The sequence below is a fragment of the Providencia sp. PROV175 genome (genome assembly GCF_032707045.1).
GTDB lineage: Bacteria > Pseudomonadota > Gammaproteobacteria > Enterobacterales > Enterobacteriaceae > Providencia > Providencia hangzhouensis.
In genome coordinates this window covers 381,967-404,042 of sequence record NZ_CP120533.1, presented here as the reverse complement: position 1 = coordinate 404,042, position 22,076 = coordinate 381,967, and the positions used below count along the sequence as shown (strand labels likewise).

The following is a 22,076-nucleotide window of genomic DNA, read 5'->3' as shown; positions in this document are numbered from 1 at the left end:
ACTCTCCCCAAATCCCAGTGCTTACATGTGCCGGAAAGCAAACTTTCCGGCATAAAACGAATTACTCGTCTTCCAGCTCGATGTTGATACCCAGTGAACGGATTTCTTTCAGCAATACGTTGAAAGATTCCGGCATACCAGGTTCCATCTGATGGCTACCATCGACGATGTTTTTATACATCTTCGTACGGCCGTTAACGTCATCCGATTTAACTGTAAGCATTTCTTGAAGAGTATAGGCTGCACCGTATGCTTCCAGTGCCCACACTTCCATCTCCCCGAAACGCTGACCACCGAACTGCGCTTTACCACCCAGCGGTTGCTGAGTAACCAAGCTGTAAGAACCTGTTGAACGGGCATGCATCTTATCGTCAACCAAGTGGTTCAGTTTCAGCATGTACATGTAGCCGACAGTAACTTGACGCTCAAAACGCTCGCCAGTACGACCATCGAATAATGTAATCTGACCTGAAGTCGGCAGACCGCCCAGTTTCAGCAGTTCTTTGATTTCTTTCTCTTTCGCACCATCAAATACTGGTGTTGCAATTGGCATACCTTTTTTCAGGTTCTCAGCCAAACGCATAACTTCTTCGTCAGTGAAAGTGTTCAAATCAACTTTCTGGCGTGGATCATCACCTAAATCGTATGCTTTTTGGATAAACTCACGCAGTTTGGCAACTTCTTCTTGCTGTTTAAGCATAGCATTGATTTTCTCACCAATACCTTTCGCTGCCATCCCTAAGTGGGTTTCCAAAATCTGACCGATGTTCATACGTGATGGTACGCCCAGCGGGTTCAGAACGATATCAACTGGGTTACCGTTTTCATCGTAAGGCATGTCTTCAACTGGGTTGATTTTTGAGATAACACCTTTGTTACCATGGCGACCCGCCATTTTATCACCCGGTTGGATCTGACGTTTAACAGCCAGATAAACCTTAACAATTTTCAGTACACCCGGAGCTAAGTCATCACCTTGAGTAATTTTACGACGTTTTGCATCGAGTTTTTTCTCGAACTCAGATTTCAGTTCGTCATACTGTTCAGCTAATTGCTCTAACTGGTTTTGCTTCTCTTCGTCTGCTAAAGATAACTCTAACCAACGGTCGCGAGGCAGTTTGTCCAGTTTTTCAGCTTCAATTCCGCCGTTAACCAGTACAGAACGGATACGTGCAAACAGGCCAGCTTCGAAAATACGCAGCTCTTCTGTTAAGTCTTTCTTCGCATCACGTAACTGAGTTTCTTCGATCTCTAATGCACGTTTGTCTTTCTCTACACCGTCACGGGTAAATACTTGTACGTCAATAACCGTACCAGATACACCATTAGGAACACGTAAAGAAGAGTCTTTAACGTCTGATGCTTTTTCACCGAAGATAGCACGTAACAGTTTCTCTTCTGGAGTCAGTTGAGTTTCACCTTTAGGTGTTACTTTACCAACCAGAATGTCGCCGCCTTTCACTTCCGCACCAATATACACGATACCGGATTCGTCAAGTTTAGACAGAGCAGCTTCACCGACGTTTGGAATATCTGCAGTGATTTCTTCAGGCCCTAATTTAGTGTCACGAGACACACAAGAGAGCTCTTGAATATGAATAGTTGTAAAACGGTCTTCTTGAACAACACGCTCAGAAACTAAGATGGAGTCTTCGAAGTTATAACCATTCCATGGCATGAATGCCACGCGCATGTTTTGACCAAGTGCTAATTCGCCGAGGTCTGTTGAAGGACCATCCGCTAACACGTCACCACGTTCAACAGGTTCACCTAAAGATACACAAGGCATCTGGCTAATACAGGTGTTCTGGTTAGAACGGGTATATTTAGTCAGGTTATAAATATCGATTCCAGCTTCGCCTGGGTACATCTCATCTTCGTTAACTTTGATAACGATACGAGAAGCATCAACGTACTGAACCGAACCACCACGTCTTGCAACAGCAGTAACACCAGAGTCAACCGCTACTGCACGTTCCATACCTGTACCAACTAATGGTTTGTCGGCACGTAAAGTAGGAACCGCTTGACGTTGCATGTTCGCACCCATCAATGCACGGTTGGCGTCATCGTGTTCAAGGAATGGGATCAGTGACGCACCAACAGAAACAACCTGTTGAGTCGAAACGTCCATATATTCAACCTGTTCACGGCTGAATAAGCTTGATTCACCTTTGTTACGGCAAGTAATCAGTTCTTCAACAAAGCTACCATCATCACCTAAAACGGTGTTTGCCTGAGCAATGATGAAGTTACCTTCTTCAATTGCAGACAAATAATGGATTTCGTCTGTTACTAAGCCATCGCGGACTAAACGGTATGGGGTTTCTAAGAAACCGTACTCATTGGTCTGTGCATAAACAGATAATGAGTTGATCAGACCGATGTTTGGACCTTCAGGCGTTTCGATTGGACAAACACGACCGTAGTGAGTTGGGTGAACGTCACGTACTTCGAAGCCCGCACGCTCACGAGTCAGACCACCTGGGCCTAACGCAGAGATACGACGCTTGTGCGTAATTTCAGACAGCGGGTTGTTCTGGTCCATAAATTGGGACAGCTGGCTGGAACCAAAGAACTCTTTAACTGCGGCTGAAATTGGTTTCGCGTTGATCATATCTTGTGGCATTAATGCATCGAGGTCGCCCAGAGAAAGACGCTCTTTCACTGCACGCTCAACACGAACCAGACCGACACGGAATTGGTTCTCTGCCATTTCACCAACGGAACGAATACGACGGTTACCTAAGTGGTCGATATCATCCACTTCGCCTTTACCGTTACGGATATCGATGAGTTTACGCATAACATCAATGATGTCTTCTTCACTCAGGATACCTGAACCTTCGATTTCTTCGCGGTTCAGTGAACGGTTGAACTTCATGCGACCTACTGCAGACAAGTCGTAACGATCTTCAGAGAAGAATAAGTTATCGAACAGGTTTTCAGCGGCTTCACGGGTTGGCGGCTCACCAGGACGCATCATGCGGTAGATTTCTACCAATGCACTCAGACGATCGTTAGTTGGGTCAACACGAACGGTTTCAGAAATGTAAGCACCATGGTCTAAGTCATTGGTAAACAATGTTTCGATTGTTTTATGACCAGACTGGCTCAGACGTGCCAACATATCTAAAGAAAGTTCCATGTTCGCTGCACAAATCAGCTCACCAGTACTTTCATCAATATAGTCTCTAGCAACGACTTTACCTGCGATATATTCAACAGGAACTTCGATGCTATTCACTTCTTCTTTTTCTAACTGACGAATGTGACGTGCAGTGATACGGCGGCCTTTTTCTACATAGACTTTACCGTTCGCTTCGATATCAAATGAAGCTGTCTCACCACGTAAACGCTCAGGAACCAGCGTCATCATCAGTTTATTATCACGGATTTGGAATACAGTTTTTTCGAAGAACAGATTTAAGATTTCTTCGGTATTGTAATCCATTGCACGCAGAATAATGGTCGCAGGTAATTTACGGCGACGGTCAATACGTACAAACAGGTTATCTTTCGGGTCAAATTCGAAATCAAGCCATGAACCACGGTAAGGGATAATACGTGCGTTATATAGCACTTTACCTGAAGAGTGTGTTTTACCTTTATCGCTGTCGAAGAATACACCAGGACTACGGTGTAACTGAGAAACGATAACACGCTCAGTACCGTTGATAACGAAAGTTCCGTTTTCAGTCATGAGTGGAATTTCACCCATGTAGACTTCTTGTTCTTTGATGTCTTTAACAGTTCCTTCCGGTGCTTCACGCTCATAAACGATGAGACGCAATTTCACACGTAAAGGCGCAGAGTAAGTTACACCGCGAATTTGACATTCTTTAACATCAAAAACAGGCTCGCCTAAACGATAGCTGACATATTGTAATTCAGCATTACCGCTGTAGCTCTGAATTGGAAACACAGAACGGAAAGCTGCTTCCAGCCCATTCTGGCCATCTGGATCTTGCTCGATAAACTTCTGGAACGAGTCAAGTTGGATAGAAAGGAGATAAGGTATGTCCAAAACTTGTGGACGCTTACCAAAGTCCTTACGGATACGTTTTTTCTCGGTATAGGAGTAAACCATAGGTTTCCTCAGCTCGTTGATCAGTGACCCAAGTGGTTAGCTCTTAGTATAAGAGACTGAACCGCAACGCGTTTTTTTATAAGAAACGGAAAATGAATACTTTCCTTAATACTCATTGCTATTACTCTTAAATCATTTCATTGCGTTGCCATTGCTACCGAGCTACCCGAGCGGGTCGTAGCGAAGAACACAGTATATTAAGTCGTCAATAGAAAGAAGTATTGGAGGGTTGTTGTTAACATTAAAACTGCGTGAAAAGCTGTTAACACCCATCACGCTTTACAGCGCAAAAAGGCTGGTGATTAAAAAATCACCAGCCGTCAGCCTAATTAGATTAGGCTGCGTTCTTGCAATTGAACTTATTTAAGTTCAACAGAAGCGCCTGCTTCTTCAAGAGATTTTTTCAGAGCTTCAGCTTCGTCTTTGCTCGCGCCTTCTTTGATGGTCGCTGGAGCAGACTCTACCATATCTTTAGCTTCTTTCAGGCCAAGACCGGTTGCGCCACGAACTGCTTTGATAACTGCAACTTTGTTACCGCCAACAGCTGACAGTACAACGTCGAATTCAGTTTTTTCTTCAGCAGCTTCAGCTGGGCCCGCAGCAACAGCAACAGCTGCAGCAGCAGAAACGCCGAATTTTTCTTCCATCATAGTAATCAGTTCAACAACGTCCATTACAGACATTTCTGCAACTGCATCAAGGATTTGGTCTTTAGTGATAGACATAACAAGTGTTCCTAAAATTCAGAAATAGTTTATACGTTAAAAAGCAACGAAGGAAAGGGCTTATGCAGCTTCTTTCTGATCGCGCAGAGCAGCCAGAGTACGAACCAATTTGCCGGCAGCGGCTTCTTTCATGGTTGACATCAGGCGTGCGATTGCTTCATCGTAAGTTGGGAGAGTTGCCAGACGATCGATATCTTTCGCTTGGATTAACTCACCTTCAAAGGCCGCAGCTTTAATCTCAAATGCTGGATTCGCTTTCGCGAACTCTTTGAACAGACGAGCGCCAGCGCCCGGGTGTTCGTTAGAGAAAGCAATTAAGGTTGGACCGACAAACACGTCTTTCAGTACATCGTAAGAAGTACCTTCAACAGCACGACGGATCAGTGTGTTACGAACAACACGGATATAAACGCCTGCTTCGCGACCTGCTTTACGCAGTTCAGTCATTTTTGCTACAGTTACGCCGCGTGAATCAGCAACAACTGCAGAAAGCGCGCCTTTGGCTACTTCGCTGACTTCAGCAACAATCGCTTGTTTGTCTTGAAGATTTAGTGCCATTAGCTTCTTGCTCCTGGATTAACCGGGAAAACCCGGGACTCACATCACTCAAACACAACATTATGTAAGAGCGCTAAAACACGGTGAGCAGAATAGAATCCAGAATTAAATTCTAGGTATCTCTGTCACCGTCTACGCAGGTAAATTAAGTAGCTATTATAACTAATAAACCACACCTGCGGTCTTGGACGGGGTCTGGAAAGGCCAGACTCCATACCGAAATTCGTGGTTTGTTGGATACATTTTGTGTACCCAACAAACTCAAGGCGTCAAATTTTATACAAATTTGACGCAAAGGTAAAGCCTAATTACCAATTAGCCGAAGCTATAGCAATTAAACTGTCGCTGACAGACCAGCTTGGTCAACAGCAACACCTGCACCCATAGTGGTGGACAGGCTAACTTTCTTGATGAAAACACCTTTAGCAGAAGCTGGTTTTGCTTTTTTCAGCGCGATCAGCAGTGCTTCTAAGTTTTCTTTCAGTTTGTTAGCGTCGAAATCAACTTTACCGATAGTGGTGTGGATGATTCCGTTTTTGTCATTACGGTAACGAACCTGACCTGCTTTAGCATTGTTAACTGCTTCAGCAACGTTTGGAGTTACAGTACCAACTTTCGGGTTTGGCATCAGACCACGTGGGCCTAAAACTTGACCTAATTGGCCAACAACGCGCATTGCATCTGGAGAAGCAATAACAACGTCAAAGTCCATTTCACCAGCTTTGATTTTATCAGCCAGATCTTCCATACCTACCAGTTCAGCACCTGCAGCTTTAGCAGCTTCAGCGTTTGCGCCTTGTGCGAACACAGCAACGCGAACTGAACGGCCAGTACCGTGTGGCAGCACAGTTGCACCACGAACGTTTTGGTCAGATTTACGAGCATCGATGCCCAGGTTGATAGCTACGTCAACGCTTTCTACGAATTTAGCAGTTGCTAATTCTTTCAGCAGTGCAACGGCTTCATTGATGTCATACTGTTTAGTTGCATCAACTTTTTCACGGATATTGCGCATGCGCTTAGTCAGTTTAGCCATTGTCTTAGTCCTCCACTACCAGGCCCATGGAACGAGCAGTACCTTCAATTGAACGCATCATTGCGTCAACATCAGCACCAGTCATGTCCGCAGCTTTAGTTTCAGCGATTTCGCGAATCTGAGCAGAGGTCACTTTACCAACTTTGTCTTTGTTCGGCTTACCTGAACCAGACTTAACGCCAGCTGCTTTTTTCAGCAGAACTGCTGCAGGTGGAGTTTTGGTAACGAAAGTGAAAGAACGGTCTGCGTAAACAGTAATAACAACAGGAATTGGTAAACCTTTTTCCAGGCTGTCTGTTTTTGCGTTGAACGCTTTACAGAATTCCATGATGTTAACACCTTGTTGACCCAGTGCTGGACCAACCGGTGGACTTGGGTTCGCCATACCAGCTGCAACTTGCAGCTTAACGTAGGCTTGAACTTTCTTAGCCATGATATTTCCTCTAGATGGGTGATAGCGCCTTACGGTTTGCAAGGCTCCCCGTTACATTAAACATGCCCCGCACATTAATTTGCGCCGAACATAAAAACAAAAGGCGCGAAATTGTAGTCAAATTTCACGCCTTTTGCAAGTCAGTTTTGTCATTTAGATTAGGCTTTTTCTACTTGACCAAAATCCAATTCGACTGGAGTTGCACGACCGAAGATAGAAACAGACACTTTCAAGCGGCTCTTTTCATAATCAATTTCTTCAACCACACCGTTAAAGTCAGCAAACGGACCTTCGCTAACACGAACCATTTCACCCGGTTCAAACAGTGTTTTCGGACGTGGTTTATCACCAACTTGTTGTAAGCGGTTCATGATAGCATCAACTTCTTTATCGCTAATTGGCGCTGGACGATCTGACGTTCCGCCAATGAACCCCATTACACGCGGTACACTACGCACTAAGTGCCAAGAGTCATCATTCATGACCATTTGGACTAAGACATAGCCTGGGAAGAATTTACGTTCACTCTTACGGCGCTGACCGCTACGGATTTCAACAACTTCTTCTGTTGGAACCATAACTTCGCCAAAAGAATCTTCCATAGCATGTAATTTGATATGTTCACGTAAAGATTGTGCTACGCGACCTTCAAAACCAGAGAATGCCTGAATGACATACCAGCGCTTTTTAGGTGAATCGGACATTTAGAATAACCTCAGGCTTGTAATAAATGAAACTAAACGCACCAGGATACCATCTAGTCCCCACAGTATTAATGACATTACAGCCGTTACTGCAGCAACAATTAAAGTAGTTTGTAATGTTTCCTGGCGAGTAGGCCAAATGACTTTTCTCATCTCGACGCGAGCTTCGCGTGCAAACGCCAGTGTTGCTTTACCTTTTGTGGTCCATAAAGCGACAGCACCTGCAATAGCGACAACAGCCACAACTGCAAAAGCACGCAGCGCGAGATTATATTGACGGAAGTAATAATTACCAACAATAGCAATTATTAATAAGGCACAGACAATGATCCACTTGAAGATGTCTGCACTGCGTCCACTTCCTTGAGCTTCGCTATTCGCACTCATAATTCAACCTGTTACCATGAAGTATGTACAAAGCTTGCTTGTTTACAAAGGTAAGTCAACCAAGCCAAACCAATAGAATATGCCAACATATCCCTCAATTACTACAAACTAAGCCTGCAAAAATTTGATAGGGATATCAATAGCATCACCTGCGATCTAAAAAGTAATTAGCCTTGTTAATGGAGGTAATTAGCGTTATTCGTTCTGCAAAAATAACAAGTTGCAGTAACATTTTATTTCGCAAGTACTACGTGTACGTCAGTACTCTCACTTTACAAGTGCTACCCATTTCACAAGTGCTATTCCATTTTGCAGGAATTTCAGCATGCCCAGTAAATTTTTTAACTACACCAATCAAGAAAGTGACTTTCTTTTTGTGGCAGCAGTAAAATATACCATATCTTCCGAGCAAAACCTTAATAAATCTCATATAACTACGCAAAGTAGCCCGCACAGTTATCAATTCGTTGTTTCAGAGCCTATCTCACCAATAATTATACAAATGATTGATGAGATAGGTTCTTAATTTTGCAACGTCTGAATTTTGCAACGTATAAAAAGGACGTCTATTAGACGCCCTTTTTTACTAAGTGGTTCTTTCTTATTCAGAAAGAGCGGTATTATGCAATAATTTTTGCAACAACACCCGCACCTACAGTACGGCCACCTTCACGGATTGCGAAACGTAAACCGTCGTCCATCGCGATTGGGTGGATCAGGGTAACGATCATGTTGATGTTATCACCTGGCATTACCATCTCTACGCCTTCTGGCAGTTCGATAGTACCTGTTACGTCAGTTGTACGGAAGTAGAACTGTGGACGGTAACCTTTGAAGAATGGAGTATGACGACCACCTTCATCTTTGCTCAGAATATAAACTTCTGATTCAAATTTAGTGTGTGGCTTGATTGAACCTGGTTTCGCCAGTACTTGACCACGTTGAATTTCTTCACGCTTAGTACCACGCAGCAGAACACCAACGTTCTCACCTGCACGACCTTCGTCTAACAGTTTACGGAACATTTCAACGCCAGTACAAGTTGTTTTAACCGTGTCTTGAATACCAACGATTTCAACTTCTTCACCAACTTTGATGATACCACGCTCAACACGGCCTGTTACTACTGTACCACGACCTGAGATTGAGAATACGTCTTCGATTGGCAGCAGGAATGGCTTGTCAATTGCACGCTCTGGTTCTGGAATGTAAGTATCCAGGTGGCCTGCTAATTCAACAATTTTCGCTTCCCACTCTGGGTTGCCTTCCAGCGCTTTCAGTGCTGAACCACGGACAACTGGAGTGTCGTCGCCTGGGAAATCGTATTGAGACAGAAGTTCACGAACTTCCATTTCGACTAATTCTAACAGCTCTTCGTCGTCTACCATGTCACATTTGTTCAGGAAAACGATGATGTAAGGAACACCAACCTGACGACCTAACAGGATGTGCTCACGAGTTTGTGGCATTGGGCCATCTGTCGCAGCAACAACCAGAATTGCACCGTCCATCTGAGCAGCACCAGTGATCATGTTTTTAACATAGTCGGCGTGTCCTGGGCAGTCTACGTGTGCGTAGTGGCGAGTTGGAGTATCGTATTCTACGTGTGAAGTAGAGATGGTGATACCACGCGCTTTTTCTTCTGGTGCGTTATCGATTTGATCGAACGCACGAGCAGCACCGCCGTAAGTTTTTGCCAAAACAGTAGTGATAGCTGCTGTCAGAGTAGTTTTACCGTGGTCAACGTGGCCGATAGTACCAACGTTAACGTGCGGTTTTGAACGTTCAAATTTTTCTTTAGACACGACTCTATTCCTTATGGAGTTCCCTCTTCACGATAAAGAAGGAACTTAAATTAAAGTAGTTAACCGATAAAAATCGATTATTTAGCGTTACGAGCTTCGATTACAGCTTGTGCAACGTTGTTTGGTGCTTCATTGTACTTCAGGAACTCCATAGAGTATGAAGCACGACCTTGTGTCTGAGAACGCAGGTCAGTAGCATAACCGAACATTTCTGACAATGGTACTTGTGCACGAACGACTTTACCAGTAGGCAGGTCATCCATACCTTCAATCATACCACGACGACGGTTCAGGTCACCAATAACATCACCCATGTAGTCTTCTGGTGTTTCCACTTCAACTTTCATGATTGGCTCAAGCAGAACTGGTTTAGCTTTTTTGAAGCCATCTTTAAACGCGATTGAAGCCGCAAGTTTAAACGCCAATTCAGAGGAGTCAACATCATGGTAAGAACCGAAATGTAAACGAACACCCATGTTAACAACCGGGTAACCAGCTAATGGGCCAGATTTCAGCTGCTCTTGGATACCTTTGTCAACGGCAGGGATGTATTCAGTAGGAATTACACCACCTTTGATGTCGTTGGCAAATTCGTAATCCATTGGAACACCGTCTTTATCGTTTTTGTCCAGAGGGAACATATCGATAACGACATGACCGTACTGACCACGACCACCAGACTGTTTCGCGTGTTTACCTTCGATATCAGTCACTTTCATAGTGATTGCTTCACGGTAAGCAACTTGAGGTTTACCAACGTTCGCTTCAACTTTAAATTCACGACGCATACGGTCAACCAGAACGTCTAAGTGCAGCTCACCCATACCAGCGATGATAGTCTGATTAGTCTCTTCATCACTTGATACGCGGAAAGATGGGTCTTCTTGAGCCAAACGGCCTAATGCGATACCCATTTTTTCTTGGTCAGCTTTAGTTTTCGGTTCGATTGCAACAGAGATTACTGGCTCTGGGAATTCCATACGCTCCAGGATGATTGGTGCATCAACTGCACATAAAGTATCACCTGTAGTTACGTCTTTCAGACCGATAGCAGCCGCGATGTCACCAGCGCGAACTTCTTTAATCTCTTCACGTTTGTTAGCGTGCATCTGTACGATACGGCCAAAACGCTCTTTCTTCGCTTTAACTGCGTTCAGTACTGTGTCACCTGAGTTAACAACACCAGAGTAAACACGGAAGAACGTCAAGTTACCAACGAATGGGTCGGTTGCAATTTTAAATGCTAATGATGAGAATGGCTCATCATCACTTGCGTGACGCTCTGCAGGAGTGTCTTTACCATCGTCCAGAATACCATTAATTGCAGGTACATCTGTTGGCGCAGGTAAGTAATCAACAACTGCATCCAGCATCGCCTGAACACCTTTGTTCTTAAATGCAGAACCACAGGTAACCAGGATAATTTCGCTTGCAAGAACACGTTGACGTAATGCAGCTTTAATTTCTGCTTCAGTCAGTTCTTCACCGCCCAGATATTTTTCCATCAGTTCTTCTGATGCTTCTGCTGCGGTTTCGATCAGGTTGTTGTGCCACTCTTCAGCAGCTTCTTGCATGTTCGCAGGGATATCTTCGTATTCGAAGGTAACGCCCTGGTCTTCATCACTCCACTTGATTGCTTTCATTTTCAGCAAGTCAACAACACCAGTGAACGACTCTTCTGCGCCGACTGGTAATTGCAGTGGAACTGCGTTAGCAGCTAAACGTGATTTTAATTGCTCAACAACACGTAAGAAGTTCGCACCCATACGGTCCATTTTGTTAACGAACGCGATACGTGGAACTTTATATTTGTTAGCCTGACGCCATACAGTTTCAGACTGTGGCTGAACACCACCAACTGCACAGTAAACCATTACTGCGCCATCAAGAACACGCATAGAACGTTCTACTTCGATAGTGAAGTCAACGTGTCCCGGGGTGTCGATGATGTTGATACGGTGTGGCTCATACTGTTTTGCCATACCAGACCAGAATGCAGTAGTCGCAGCAGATGTGATAGTAATACCACGCTCTTGCTCCTGCTCCATCCAGTCCATTGTTGCAGAACCTTCGTGAGTTTCACCAATTTTATGGTTTACACCAGTATAGAACAGAATACGTTCAGAAGTTGTGGTTTTACCGGCGTCGATGTGTGCACTGATACCGATATTACGATAACGTGCTATGGGCGTTTGACGGGCCATTTTTTCCTCTCTCGTGGGCGTTCAATGCTTCATATAAAGGGTAGCAAATGGCTACCCTGAGATACATCACTAATGTGGGTAAGAACTTACCAACGGTAGTGTGCGAACGCCTTGTTAGCTTCTGCCATACGGTGAACGTCTTCACGTTTCTTAACAGCGGAACCTTTGTTCTCAGCAGCGTCTGATAATTCATTTGCCAGGCGAAGCGCCATAGATTTATCACCGCGTTTACGAGCAGCATCAACGATCCAACGCATTGCCAGGGCATTACGACGAACCGGGCGAACTTCAACTGGAACTTGGTAAGTTGAACCACCAACACGGCGGGATTTAACTTCCACAGTCGGACGCACGTTATCTAGTGCTAATTCGAATGCATCAAGTTCAGTTTTACCAGAACGCTGAGCAAGGGTTTCAAGTGCGTTATATACGATTGCTTCAGCAGTAGATTTTTTCCCGTCTACCATCAGGATATTTACAAATTTGGCCAGTAATTCTGATCCGAACTTAGGATCTGGAAGAATTTTACGTTGACCTATTACGCGACGACGTGGCATGGATATGACTCCGTTGTTAATTCAGGTTTGTCCAAAACTCTACGAGAGTATTTTGACATTAAGATTAAAATGTTTGGCCTTACTTAACGGAAATCCATTAAGCCTTAGGTTTTTTCGCGCCGTATTTAGAACGAGCTTGCTTACGGTCTTTAACACCAGAACAGTCCAGTGCGCCGCGAACGGTGTGATAACGCACACCTGGTAAGTCTTTAACACGACCACCACGGATAAGGATAACGGAGTGCTCCTGCAAGTTGTGGCCTTCACCACCGATGTAGGAAGAAACTTCGAAACCGTTAGTTAAACGAACACGGCATACTTTACGTAATGCTGAGTTTGGTTTCTTAGGAGTGGTAGTATATACACGAGTACATACGCCACGTTTTTGCGGGCAAGCTTCCAGTGCTGGAACGTTGCTTTTAACAACTTTCGAGCTACGAGATTTGCGTACCAGCTGATTAATAGTTGCCATTATTAAAAAAGCTCCTGGTTTTATTGCTTCGTAAACACGGATTTTGACCCCGTTCGCCAACATGACGATACACGAGGACGCGAAATTTTATTGCTGACTGGCTCAGGTGTCAAGAAATATACAACTTTTAGTGCCTTTATATGGCAAAATGTTGTTTTTGGACTTCTGTTAGCTTCACAAAACCTTGATATGTGATTACAGAAACTGCGGTTGATAGGGTATTTTGCAACCCACGAGCATTGATGTCTACATCCAAAGCGTACAACTGCGCCCCTGTTTTTTGTAGTGCAACAAGATAAGGCGACTGTGCGACTGCCGCAACCACGCCATCTTGCATCAGTAAAACGACATCTTCAGCCGTAATAAAGCCTACCATTGTAGAAAAATCACATTTAAACGGAGATGTTGCTAATGTATACAGCATAGAAAAGATCCTACTATAGATCAAAAAACAACCCAAGCTCAAAATTCACACAATAGATTAAAAATTAAGCACCACATCACATTCCGCTATTTTAGCGCTTACCTCTTTCTTGCTAAGAATTGTTGGTGTTAAAACCCATTCACAATGCTCTCCCAGCCCCCGTTCTTGTAGCGAAGAGCCGCAGAGATAAACTTTTTCAATGTCATATAACGGCAATATTTTAAATGTTACGATGTAATCTCGAGCAAGCACTTCAGCGGGATGTTGGTTTGCTAGAAGCTGATAAACGCCATCAGAGAGAAAAAACACCTGAATGTCTTCTGTCAGTGCTGAAGTTGCTAATAATGCATCTAACCCTTCTCGGCCACTGGCATTTCCATGGGGCATGGTTGTAAAGACAAAAGCTATTTTTTTCACACGGTACCTTGTATTGAGCTGTTCTTAGAATTGAATTGTTCGGTCTGTGGTTATCATCGCTTCCGCAAGGCTTCCTAACCCACTCATGATAAAGCCCTCAGCAAGGTTAGCCGTTGGAAGAGATAAACTTTGCGCTTGTTCTTGGTCAACAACCCCCCGACGCAACGCGGCAGAAACACAGATATGCATTTCGCACCCAGATTGTTTTGCCAGTTCCTGCCAAGCTGAAACTAAATTGAATTCATCTGTTGCTGGTGACGTAAGCTGGTTCGCATTAAAAACACCCTCACGATAAAAAAAGAGTGTTTTCAATATATGCCCTTCTTCAAGAAGGGCTTTTGCAAATTGATACGCACTCGCTGCTTGTTGTGTACCATAAGCAGGACCTGTCACAACTAAGCAGTAGGTTAACGAATTTGTATTACTCATTCACCGCTCTTGAATTGACGAATGTATAAATAAACGGTGTGTTTAGAAATGTTCAAACGGTCAGCAACTTGGTTAATGGCATCTTTAATATCGAAAATGCCTTTTTCATATAGGTTAAGAACCACTTGCTTGTTTTTCGCATTATTTGAGACATTACGATCACCGCCAACTTCTTCAATTGTGTACTCCAATGTTTGTGCGACAAGGTCATCAACTGAAGAGGCAAAGTTTACATCTGAAGTAACTTCTTGCTTAGTTTCTGGAACAAACGATTGAATAATTTCAGAGAACGGCACATCTAAGTTCATATTGATACATAATAAGCCAATCACACGTTGCTTGCGGTTACGAATAGCAATAGTAACGGATTTCATTAAATCACCGCTTTTCGCTTTCGTAAAATAAGCCTTCGAGACATTCGATTCTTCGTCTGCCATATCATGCAGCATTCTCAACGCTAGGTCTGTAATCGGTGAGCCGATTTTACGCCCAGTGTGCTGGCCATTTGCGATTCTGACTGCAGAGCAGTTTAGGTCTTCTAAAGAGTGAAGAACAATTTCACAGTGCCCACCGATTAGCATTGCCAGACCATCCACAGCAGCTTCATATGATTTTAAAATCTCATGGTCTGTCTCAGAAAAGGGCTGGTTATCCAATATGTTAATATCGCTGAGGTCGTGTGATTGTATAGAATCAGACATTTCAACATCATCCTTCTAATGTAAAAACTCATCCTGTTGACTAAAAAGGCGTTCATTATTCGACTATTTGGCCTTCATTACTTTGTTTGTAGCCAACAATTGTGATGATAAAAAATAAAATAGAGTCTTCTGAAGTTAAAACTCCACGGCGTTGCCGTCAAGCGAATGAATGCAAGACAGTCTGTTTTATCACAAGTTTTAAACAATTTGAGAGTTTTTTTGATGAGAAATATAAAAAAGCCCAAGGCATGAATGCATTGGGCATCAAAATACACTTAGCTAATGCTTAGTGAGGACTTATTTAGCAGCAGGCTTGATGTCTAATAACTCAACATCAAAGACTAATGTTGAATTTGCTGGGATACCCGGCACGCCATTTTCGCCGTAAGCTAATTCAGCTGGGATAACCAACTGCATTTTGCCGCCTTTTTTCAGGTTAACTAAACCTTCAGTCCAGCCTTTAATCACTGAATTTAATGGAATTGTCAGTGGCTCATTACGTGAATATGAGCTGTCGAATTCAGTACCGTCAATCAAAGAACCTTTGTAGTGAACCACAACGGTTTCATCTGCTTTAGGTTTCGCCCCTGTACCGTCTTTTTCAATTTTGTACAGTAAGCCTGATTTAGTTTTAACAACGCCTTTTTCTTTCGCGTATTTTTCGCGGTACTCAGCGCCTTTTTTCTCATTATTAGCTGATTCTTCTTTCATTTTTTTGTCGGCAGCTTCTTTGACTTGACCTTCAAACTGACGCAATGTTTCTTCAACTTCTGCATCGGTCATTTTGCTTTTGCCGTTAAATGCATCTTGGACACCAGCGAGTAATTGAGCCTTATCCAAATTAATACCAATTGTTTTTTGTTCTTCTAAAGAATTCTGCATGTAGCGGCCTAAAGACGCACCCAGTGCATACGCATTACGCTCTTCTGCGTTTTTGAATGCGCTGCTTTGTGCTTTGGCTTCCGCTGCCATCACTTGCGGAGCAGCAAAAGTAAATGCTAGCGTAGTTGCTAAAAGGCTTGCCTTAAACAGTGATTTCATCCTAGTCTCCGATAACTTTTATTCGATTATATTCGAATAGCGAACTATTCGTTTTATGGGTAGGGCTCTTTAAGTTTAGACCCCGTTACCCCATTGAGTATTAAAAAAATATAATAACTACTGAGACCACATTAACAAAAAGTCGTTTCGTCGCCTATATCTTTAACTAAAACTTATCTATTGATTTGTAATGTTCAGTTATTATGATGGTTTAATTACGATATAAACGCTTAAGGAGAGTCGAATATGGACTCATCTGATACATTTGAACAACGCCTAGAACTTTTAGAAAGTAAAGTTGCCTTTCAAGAACTGGCGATTGAACAACTAAACCAGGTTATTACTGACCAACAAATGCAAATGAGCCGTCTGCAGGAACATTTACGCATTGTAGCTGAAAGGCTGAAATCATCCCAAGATTCTCACTTAGCAAGGCCTGAAGAAGAAACGCCGCCACCACATTATTAATTTAAAATGCGAACCTATTGATTTTAAATTAAAAAAAGGAAGCTTTCGCTTCCTTTTTTTTATAAACACTAATACTTCGTATTAGTGGCAGCCGCAGCCGCCTTGTTTGTGACCGTGTCCGTGACCTTCACCGCCACCGCAGCAACCGCCTTCTGAACCGTGGCTATGACCGCCACCGCCACAGCAACCACCTTCGTGGTCGTGGTCATGGTCGTGACCACCTGCGCCATGGACGTGGCCATGTGCGATTTCTTCTTCTGTTGCTTCACGGATAGCCATGATTTCAACATTAAATTTCAGGTTTTGACCTGCTAACATGTGGTTACCGTCAACGATAACTTCATCACCTTCGATACCTGTAATTTCAACAGGAACTGGGCCCATGTCAGTGTCAGCTAAGAAACGCATGCCGACTTCTAGCTCATCAACGCCCATAAATACATCTTTAGGAACACGTTGAACTAAGTTGTCATCGTATTGGCCATATGCATCGTCTGAAGCGACTTCAACATCGAAGTTTTCGCCGACAGAGCGACCTTCTAATGCTTTTTCTAAACCTGAAATTAAAGACCCACGACCATGCAAATAGTCCATTGGCGCGCTTGCTGGCGACTCATCAACTAAAACACCGTCTTCTGTTCTTACTTGATAAGCCAAGCTGACCACCAAGTCTTTTGCTACTTTCATGACATCTCCTACTACCCGTAAGGGAAAAATTTTTGCCAATTGTACCGAAAAACTATAGTGATGTATTGAGAATTGACAAATTTCTATTATTCAGGTGTAAAAATTCCAATAACCTGCTCTTTTTGCCTAACATGTCCCGTTGCTTCATCCCCTGCTTGGCGTTGCTGATCGCCGCAATTGACACACTCGACAACATCAATTTTATCTTCACGCCACATCATTAATGTATCTTGTGACTTGCACTTAGGGCACGTCGCCCCGGCAATAAAGCGTTTACGTGTTGAAGCCATTTCTAACCCTTATTGTTCATTATTCCAGCTATGAGGCTGCCGATGTTCTCTTTGCATTTCTTTCTCAAAGAGTTCATTCAGTTCACGACGTGCCTCTTTAATGCGTGAAATTTGCCCGCTGTCACTATTTTCATTCTCTGGATAAATATCTCTAAGCATTTTCATGTCTAAACGGCGAAAATGCTGCTTCGCGCGATAAGCTTTATGAGGATGCATCCCTGTGCTAACAAGCGCTTTGCTTCCTAATTCAAGTGCGCTCGAGAATGTTTCACGGCTAAAATCAGTCACTCCACTTTGTAATAGCTCATGGGCCTCAAGGCGACCTTTAGCACGTGCAATAATATGCAAGTTAGGAAAGTTTTCTTGGCAAATTTGCACAATTTCCATCACTTCTTCAGGCACATCACTGGTGATGACGATAGATTTTGCTTTATCGGCTCCTGCTGAACGCAATAATTGTAGTTCACGTGCATCACCGTAATAGACCGTATAGCCGTAGCGGCGCATGGTACTAATCGCCGTAACATCTTGTTCTAGTACTGTAATTTTAACCTTATTCGCCATTAATAAACGGCCAACCACCTGCCCCATGCGACCAAAACCGACCAAAATAACATGTGGGTCATTGTCTTCTACAAATGGCTTTTCACTCGAGGCTGGTTGTTGATTATAACGGTAGTTTAAATAGGCATCTATCAACTGCATCACAAGTGGCGTCGTCATCATCGAAAGTGTGACAACTACCAGTAATAAGTCCATCTGCCGTTCATTTATCACACTTGCACCAAAAGCAGTTGCATAGATCACAAAAGCAAATTCACCACCTTGGCTAAGCACCCCGGAAAATTGAGCTCTTGCTCCATTTCGAAGCCTAGCGGCTAAACTCAGTCCGTAAAGCACTAACGCTTTGACTGCGACTAATACCGCAACAGCAATCAATACTTGTGGTAAATAAGCCCACAACACATCTAAATTCAATGACATACCTACTGAGATAAAAAATAGCCCCAGTAGCAGACCTTTAAACGGTTCGATATTAATTTCCAGCTCATGGCGGAACTCTGTTTCCGCTAACATGACCCCTGCCATAAAGGTTCCCAGAGCCATAGAAAAGCCAAGGCTTTCCATAATGAGTGCGGAACCTAATACCACCAACAATGCTGCAGCCGTAAAAATTTCATGAACGCCAGATTTAGCGGCAAGCCTGAACATCGGCCGTAATAAATAGCGGCCAACTACCCATAAACCTGCGAACGCCACTATCTTCAAGCCAATTTTTTGCCAATCACTGGTTGCTGAGTCCCCGGCTAGCAATGGGATCAGCGCCATAATCGGGATAACTGCCATATCTTGGAATAACAAAACAGAAAAACCGAGTTGCCCGCTTTCTTTGTTGGACATCCCTTTTTCGTTCATCAACTGAAGTGCCATTGCCGTTGATGACATCGCCATTCCTAATCCACCAACAATAGCGGCTTGCCAAGAAAATTTGGCTAAAAACAACAGTGACGCCATGATAGCCGCAGTGACAACCACTTGAAGCGTACCTACACCGAAAATCGAGCGCCTAAGCTCCCATAATTTAGAAGGTTTTAGCTCTAACCCGATGAGAAACATCAGGAACACCACTCCCATTTCGGAGAAGTGCAAAATATCATCAACATTACGAATAAAGCCAAAAACAAATGGCCCAATCATGATCCCGGCAAGCAAATACCCCAGTACAGCACCTAAGCGGATTTTTTGTGCAATAGGTACCATGACTACCCCTGCGCAGAGGAAGATGATAACGGATTCAAATAGCCCTAGTTCTGACATTAGAATAACCCTCCCGCACCTAGCGGCTGTTGCATCCATTGGCGGTAGTCATCGATAATCTGTTCAAATCGTTCTTTAGGCTGCCGACGTGCTGCATAAATAATGGTTGGTTCTAGCCACTGCATATCACACATTAATGCGGTCAATTCAAATGGGCGAAGTATTTCTGTAAGTGGATAATGGTTATATCCATCATATTGGTAAGCGTGAACAGGCTCGCCTGTGGTAATCACAGAACGCCAGTATTTGCCTTTTAATTTTTGGTACCCTACATCGGTCGCAAAACGGCGGGTTAACACGCGGTCAAACCACTCTTTCAACAACGCAGGGCAACTATATGTATAGAGAGGATGTTGAAAAATAATGATATCGTGCTGGCACAGTAATTTTTGTTCCGCGGTTACATCAATAAAATAATCTGGATAAATTGCGTATAAATCGTGTACAGTCACATGGTCAAAATCACGCACTGCCTCCAATAACGCCTTATTAGCCATCGATTCGTCGGGGTCCGGGTGAGCGTAGACCACCAGCACTTTCGGTGTATTTGACATCTTTCCCTCCTCAAAGGCGTGTCAGACGGAACATTTTCCGTTACCATGCAGCCTGCTATACTCGTCATACTTCACGTTGCTGTGTTGTTGACTACGCGCATTCGCACTAGTCACCTACTTAAGTAGGCTCCTAGCGACTCATGTGCTTGTCGCCTAACAGCACCGTAAATTATTTAGAGTATATACGTTGATAATCTAACATATTTTTAATAGACGGTTGCTATGATTGTTTTCTCTTCACTCCAAATTCGCCGAGGTGTTCGTGTCCTACTAGACAATGCCACTGCGACTATTAACCCCGGCCAAAAAGTTGGTTTAGTGGGTAAAAACGGCTGCGGTAAATCGACACTTCTTGCGTTATTAAAAGGCGAATTACAAGCTGAAGCAGGTTCTGCAACCTTTCCAAGCAATTGGTCCATGGCATGGGTGAACCAAGAAACCCCTGCCCTTGATGTGCCCGCTCTTGAATATGTGATTGATGGTGATCGCGAGTTCCGAGCTTTAGAACAAAAACTTCAACAAGCTAATGAAAAAAATGATGGTCATGCCATCGCTGTGGTTCATGGGCAGCTTGATGCCATTGATGCATGGACCATCCGTTCCCGCGCATCCAGTTTGCTACATGGTTTAGGTTTTAGTCAGTCACAGCTAGATTCCCCAGTAAAATCATTTTCCGGTGGATGGCGGATGCGTTTGAACCTCGCGCAGGCATTGCTTTGCCGTTCTGACCTATTGTTACTCGATGAGCCAACCAACCACCTTGATTTAGACGCAGTGATTTGGTTAGAAAAATGGTTAAAAAGCTACCAAGGCACTCTGATTTTGATTTCCCATGATAGGGATTTCCTCGACCCAATTATTGATAAAGTCCTGCATATCGAACAAGAAACGATGTTTGAATACACGGGTAACTATTCTTCTTTTGAGCGCCAACGTGCGACAAAACTCGCTCAGCAACAAGCGTTGTATGAGAGCCAACAAGCCAAAGCGGCGCATTTACAAAGTTATATTGACCGTTTTAGAGTGCAAGCGACGAAAGCCAAGCAAGCACAAAGCCGCATTAAAATGCTTGAAAGAATGGAAATGGTCGCTCCGGCTCATGTGGATAACCCATTCCATTTTTCATTCCGTAAACCAGAAAGCTTACCGAATCCATTATTGAAAATGGAAAAAGTCAGCGCTGGCTACGGTGAAAAAGTCATTTTGCAATCCATTAAACTAAACTTGGTACCAGGTTCACGCATCGGCCTACTGGGCCGAAATGGTGCGGGTAAATCCACATTAATTAAGATGTTAGCGGGTGATTTACCGCCATTACAGGGAGAAATCGCCCTCGCAAAAGGGATTAAACTGGGTTATTTCGCCCAGCACCAATTGGAGTATTTGCACCCTGAAGAATCACCTTTGCAGCATCTTGCTCGCCTTGCACCAGAGCAAACTGAGCAGCAATTACGCGACTATTTAGGGGGTTTTGGCTTTAAAGGCGACCAAGTGACAGACCCGAGCGGCCGTTTCTCTGGCGGTGAAAAAGCCCGTTTAGTGCTAGCGTTGATTGTATGGCAGCGTCCTAACTTACTGTTACTGGATGAGCCAACCAACCACTTGGATTTAGACATGCGCCAAGCACTTACCGAAGCCTTAATGGCCTTCGAAGGGGCTTTAGTTGTCGTTTCCCATGATAGGCATTTACTGCGCACTACCACCGATGAACTGTATTTAGTCCATGGCGGTTCTGTCGAGCAATTTGATGGTGATTTAGAAGATTACCAACAATGGCTAGCAGAACAAAATAAGCTGGAATTACAACAGTTCCGTGACCAGCAAGAAAAAGACAAACCGGCGGCCGCTGCAACGGTTACAGCACAAGATAGAAAAGTTCAAAAACGTCGTGAAGCTGAATTTCGTCAATTAACTCAGCCTATCCGTAAAAAAATTACGGAATTGGAAAAGCTGATGGATAAGCATTCCAATACCCTAAGTGACCTAGAAACCAAACTTTCTGATGCTGCCATTTACGAACAAGATAAAAAAGCCGAATTGACGGAATGCTTGAAAAAACAAACTGAACACAAAACAGCTCTTGAAGAGGCCGAAATGGAGTGGATGGAATTGCAAGAGCAGTTAGAAGCTATGACTAGTGAGTCATGAAGTATTACTTTTGATATTTAAGTTTGAGTAAGATGAGAGCTTAACGATGCTCTCATCTTTTCTTACCGCATGTTTCGCTAAGTTATAGGGAGTACAACAGACTGAAATACTGTTACTCTGTTATAAAA

The 22,076-nt window shown here is 43.6% G+C and carries 23 protein-coding genes; 3 read left to right on the top strand and 20 right to left on the bottom strand.

Translation table 11 applies throughout. The features are described from left to right. Positions 1–61 precede the first annotated feature (61 nt). The 7 genes from rpoB to secE form a co-directional block, all read right to left on the bottom strand. A complete protein-coding gene (gene rpoB, locus P3L44_RS01785; protein ID WP_004264386.1) occupies positions 62–4,090 on the bottom strand; it encodes a DNA-directed RNA polymerase subunit beta in 4,029 nt (1,342 codons plus the stop codon). Positions 4,091–4,449: 359 nt separating this feature from the next. After that, positions 4,450–4,815, bottom strand: a complete 366-nt coding sequence (gene rplL, locus P3L44_RS01780) for a 50S ribosomal protein L7/L12 (protein WP_004264384.1) — start codon at positions 4,813–4,815, stop codon at positions 4,450–4,452. Between the two features lie 60 nt (positions 4,816–4,875). After that, a complete protein-coding gene (gene rplJ / locus P3L44_RS01775; protein ID WP_004264381.1) occupies positions 4,876–5,373 on the bottom strand; it encodes a 50S ribosomal protein L10 in 498 nt (165 codons plus the stop codon). Between the two features lie 334 nt (positions 5,374–5,707). Continuing rightward, positions 5,708–6,409, bottom strand: coding sequence for a 50S ribosomal protein L1 (gene rplA, locus P3L44_RS01770; protein WP_004264380.1), 702 nt, complete (start codon positions 6,407–6,409; stop codon positions 5,708–5,710). Positions 6,410–6,413: 4 nt separating this feature from the next. Further along, on the bottom strand, positions 6,414–6,842 hold the full coding sequence (gene rplK, locus P3L44_RS01765; RefSeq protein ID WP_004264379.1) for a 50S ribosomal protein L11: 429 nt from the start codon (positions 6,840–6,842) through the stop codon (positions 6,414–6,416). A gap of 158 nt (positions 6,843–7,000) precedes the next feature. Continuing rightward, the gene (nusG, locus tag P3L44_RS01760; RefSeq protein WP_004264378.1) at positions 7,001–7,546 is read right to left on the bottom strand and encodes a transcription termination/antitermination protein NusG; all 546 of its coding nucleotides are present in this window, start codon (positions 7,544–7,546) and stop codon (positions 7,001–7,003) included. After that, positions 7,547–7,933, bottom strand: a complete 387-nt coding sequence (gene secE / locus P3L44_RS01755; protein WP_004264377.1) for a preprotein translocase subunit SecE — start codon at positions 7,931–7,933, stop codon at positions 7,547–7,549. Positions 7,934–8,258: 325 nt separating this feature from the next. Between secE and P3L44_RS01750 the strand changes: the two genes are divergently transcribed. Then, a complete protein-coding gene (locus tag P3L44_RS01750; protein ID WP_272662837.1) occupies positions 8,259–8,459 on the top strand; it encodes a hypothetical protein in 201 nt (66 codons plus the stop codon). A gap of 94 nt (positions 8,460–8,553) precedes the next feature. Here P3L44_RS01750 and tuf read toward each other — a convergent pair whose 3' ends face one another. From tuf to fkpA, 9 genes are all read right to left on the bottom strand, one after another. Then, positions 8,554–9,738: an elongation factor Tu gene (tuf, locus tag P3L44_RS01745; RefSeq protein WP_215954249.1), complete on the bottom strand. Its 1,185-nt coding sequence runs from the start codon at positions 9,736–9,738 to the stop codon at positions 8,554–8,556. 77 nt (positions 9,739–9,815) lie between these two features. Then, positions 9,816–11,942 carry an elongation factor G gene (fusA, locus tag P3L44_RS01740; protein ID WP_004262483.1) on the bottom strand — a complete coding sequence of 709 codons (2,127 nt, stop codon included), beginning with the start codon at positions 11,940–11,942 and terminating at the stop codon, positions 9,816–9,818. 86 nt (positions 11,943–12,028) lie between these two features. Further along, entirely contained in the window at positions 12,029–12,499 is a 471-nt protein-coding gene (gene rpsG, locus P3L44_RS01735) for a 30S ribosomal protein S7 (protein ID WP_004262486.1), read from the bottom strand. Between the two features lie 97 nt (positions 12,500–12,596). Next, positions 12,597–12,971 (bottom strand): 30S ribosomal protein S12, encoded by a 375-nt coding sequence (gene rpsL / locus P3L44_RS01730; protein WP_004265905.1) that lies wholly within the window; start codon positions 12,969–12,971, stop codon positions 12,597–12,599. A 136-nt stretch (positions 12,972–13,107) separates the two neighbouring features. Further along, a complete protein-coding gene (gene tusB, locus P3L44_RS01725; protein WP_036958589.1) occupies positions 13,108–13,395 on the bottom strand; it encodes a sulfurtransferase complex subunit TusB in 288 nt (95 codons plus the stop codon). A gap of 57 nt (positions 13,396–13,452) precedes the next feature. Then, the gene (gene tusC / locus P3L44_RS01720) at positions 13,453–13,812 is read right to left on the bottom strand and encodes a sulfurtransferase complex subunit TusC (protein ID WP_004262499.1); all 360 of its coding nucleotides are present in this window, start codon (positions 13,810–13,812) and stop codon (positions 13,453–13,455) included. 24 nt (positions 13,813–13,836) lie between these two features. Further along, on the bottom strand, positions 13,837–14,241 hold the full coding sequence (gene tusD / locus P3L44_RS01715) for a sulfurtransferase complex subunit TusD (RefSeq protein ID WP_115166426.1): 405 nt from the start codon (positions 14,239–14,241) through the stop codon (positions 13,837–13,839). Next, entirely contained in the window at positions 14,238–14,942 is a 705-nt protein-coding gene (locus P3L44_RS01710; RefSeq protein ID WP_004262503.1) for a transcriptional regulator, read from the bottom strand. Before P3L44_RS01710 ends, tusD begins: the two co-directional genes overlap by 4 nt. Before the next feature lie 297 nt (positions 14,943–15,239). After that, the gene (gene fkpA / locus P3L44_RS01705) at positions 15,240–15,983 is read right to left on the bottom strand and encodes an FKBP-type peptidyl-prolyl cis-trans isomerase (protein ID WP_004262506.1); all 744 of its coding nucleotides are present in this window, start codon (positions 15,981–15,983) and stop codon (positions 15,240–15,242) included. Between the two features lie 246 nt (positions 15,984–16,229). Here fkpA and P3L44_RS01700 point away from each other — a divergent pair, with 246 nt between their 5' ends. Continuing rightward, positions 16,230–16,451 carry a SlyX family protein gene (locus P3L44_RS01700; RefSeq protein ID WP_004262507.1) on the top strand — a complete coding sequence of 74 codons (222 nt, stop codon included), beginning with the start codon at positions 16,230–16,232 and terminating at the stop codon, positions 16,449–16,451. Between the two features lie 81 nt (positions 16,452–16,532). Here the strand turns inward: P3L44_RS01700 and slyD are convergent, their stop codons facing one another. From slyD to kefG, 4 genes are all read right to left on the bottom strand, one after another. Further along, the gene (gene slyD, locus P3L44_RS01695) at positions 16,533–17,138 is read right to left on the bottom strand and encodes a peptidylprolyl isomerase (protein WP_004262508.1); all 606 of its coding nucleotides are present in this window, start codon (positions 17,136–17,138) and stop codon (positions 16,533–16,535) included. Between the two features lie 86 nt (positions 17,139–17,224). After that, positions 17,225–17,428 (bottom strand): YheV family putative zinc ribbon protein, encoded by a 204-nt coding sequence (locus P3L44_RS01690; RefSeq protein ID WP_004262510.1) that lies wholly within the window; start codon positions 17,426–17,428, stop codon positions 17,225–17,227. Between the two features lie 9 nt (positions 17,429–17,437). Beyond that, the gene (gene kefB / locus P3L44_RS01685; RefSeq protein WP_004262513.1) at positions 17,438–19,246 is read right to left on the bottom strand and encodes a glutathione-regulated potassium-efflux system protein KefB; all 1,809 of its coding nucleotides are present in this window, start codon (positions 19,244–19,246) and stop codon (positions 17,438–17,440) included. Next, positions 19,246–19,800: a glutathione-regulated potassium-efflux system ancillary protein KefG gene (gene kefG, locus P3L44_RS01680; protein ID WP_272661891.1), complete on the bottom strand. Its 555-nt coding sequence runs from the start codon at positions 19,798–19,800 to the stop codon at positions 19,246–19,248. The genes kefB and kefG overlap by 1 nt, the downstream gene beginning before the upstream one ends. Before the next feature lie 222 nt (positions 19,801–20,022). Between kefG and P3L44_RS01675 the strand changes: the two genes are divergently transcribed. Continuing rightward, positions 20,023–21,948, top strand: a complete 1,926-nt coding sequence (locus tag P3L44_RS01675) for an ABC transporter ATP-binding protein (RefSeq protein ID WP_272661890.1) — start codon at positions 20,023–20,025, stop codon at positions 21,946–21,948. Positions 21,949–22,076: the final 128 nt, after the last annotated feature.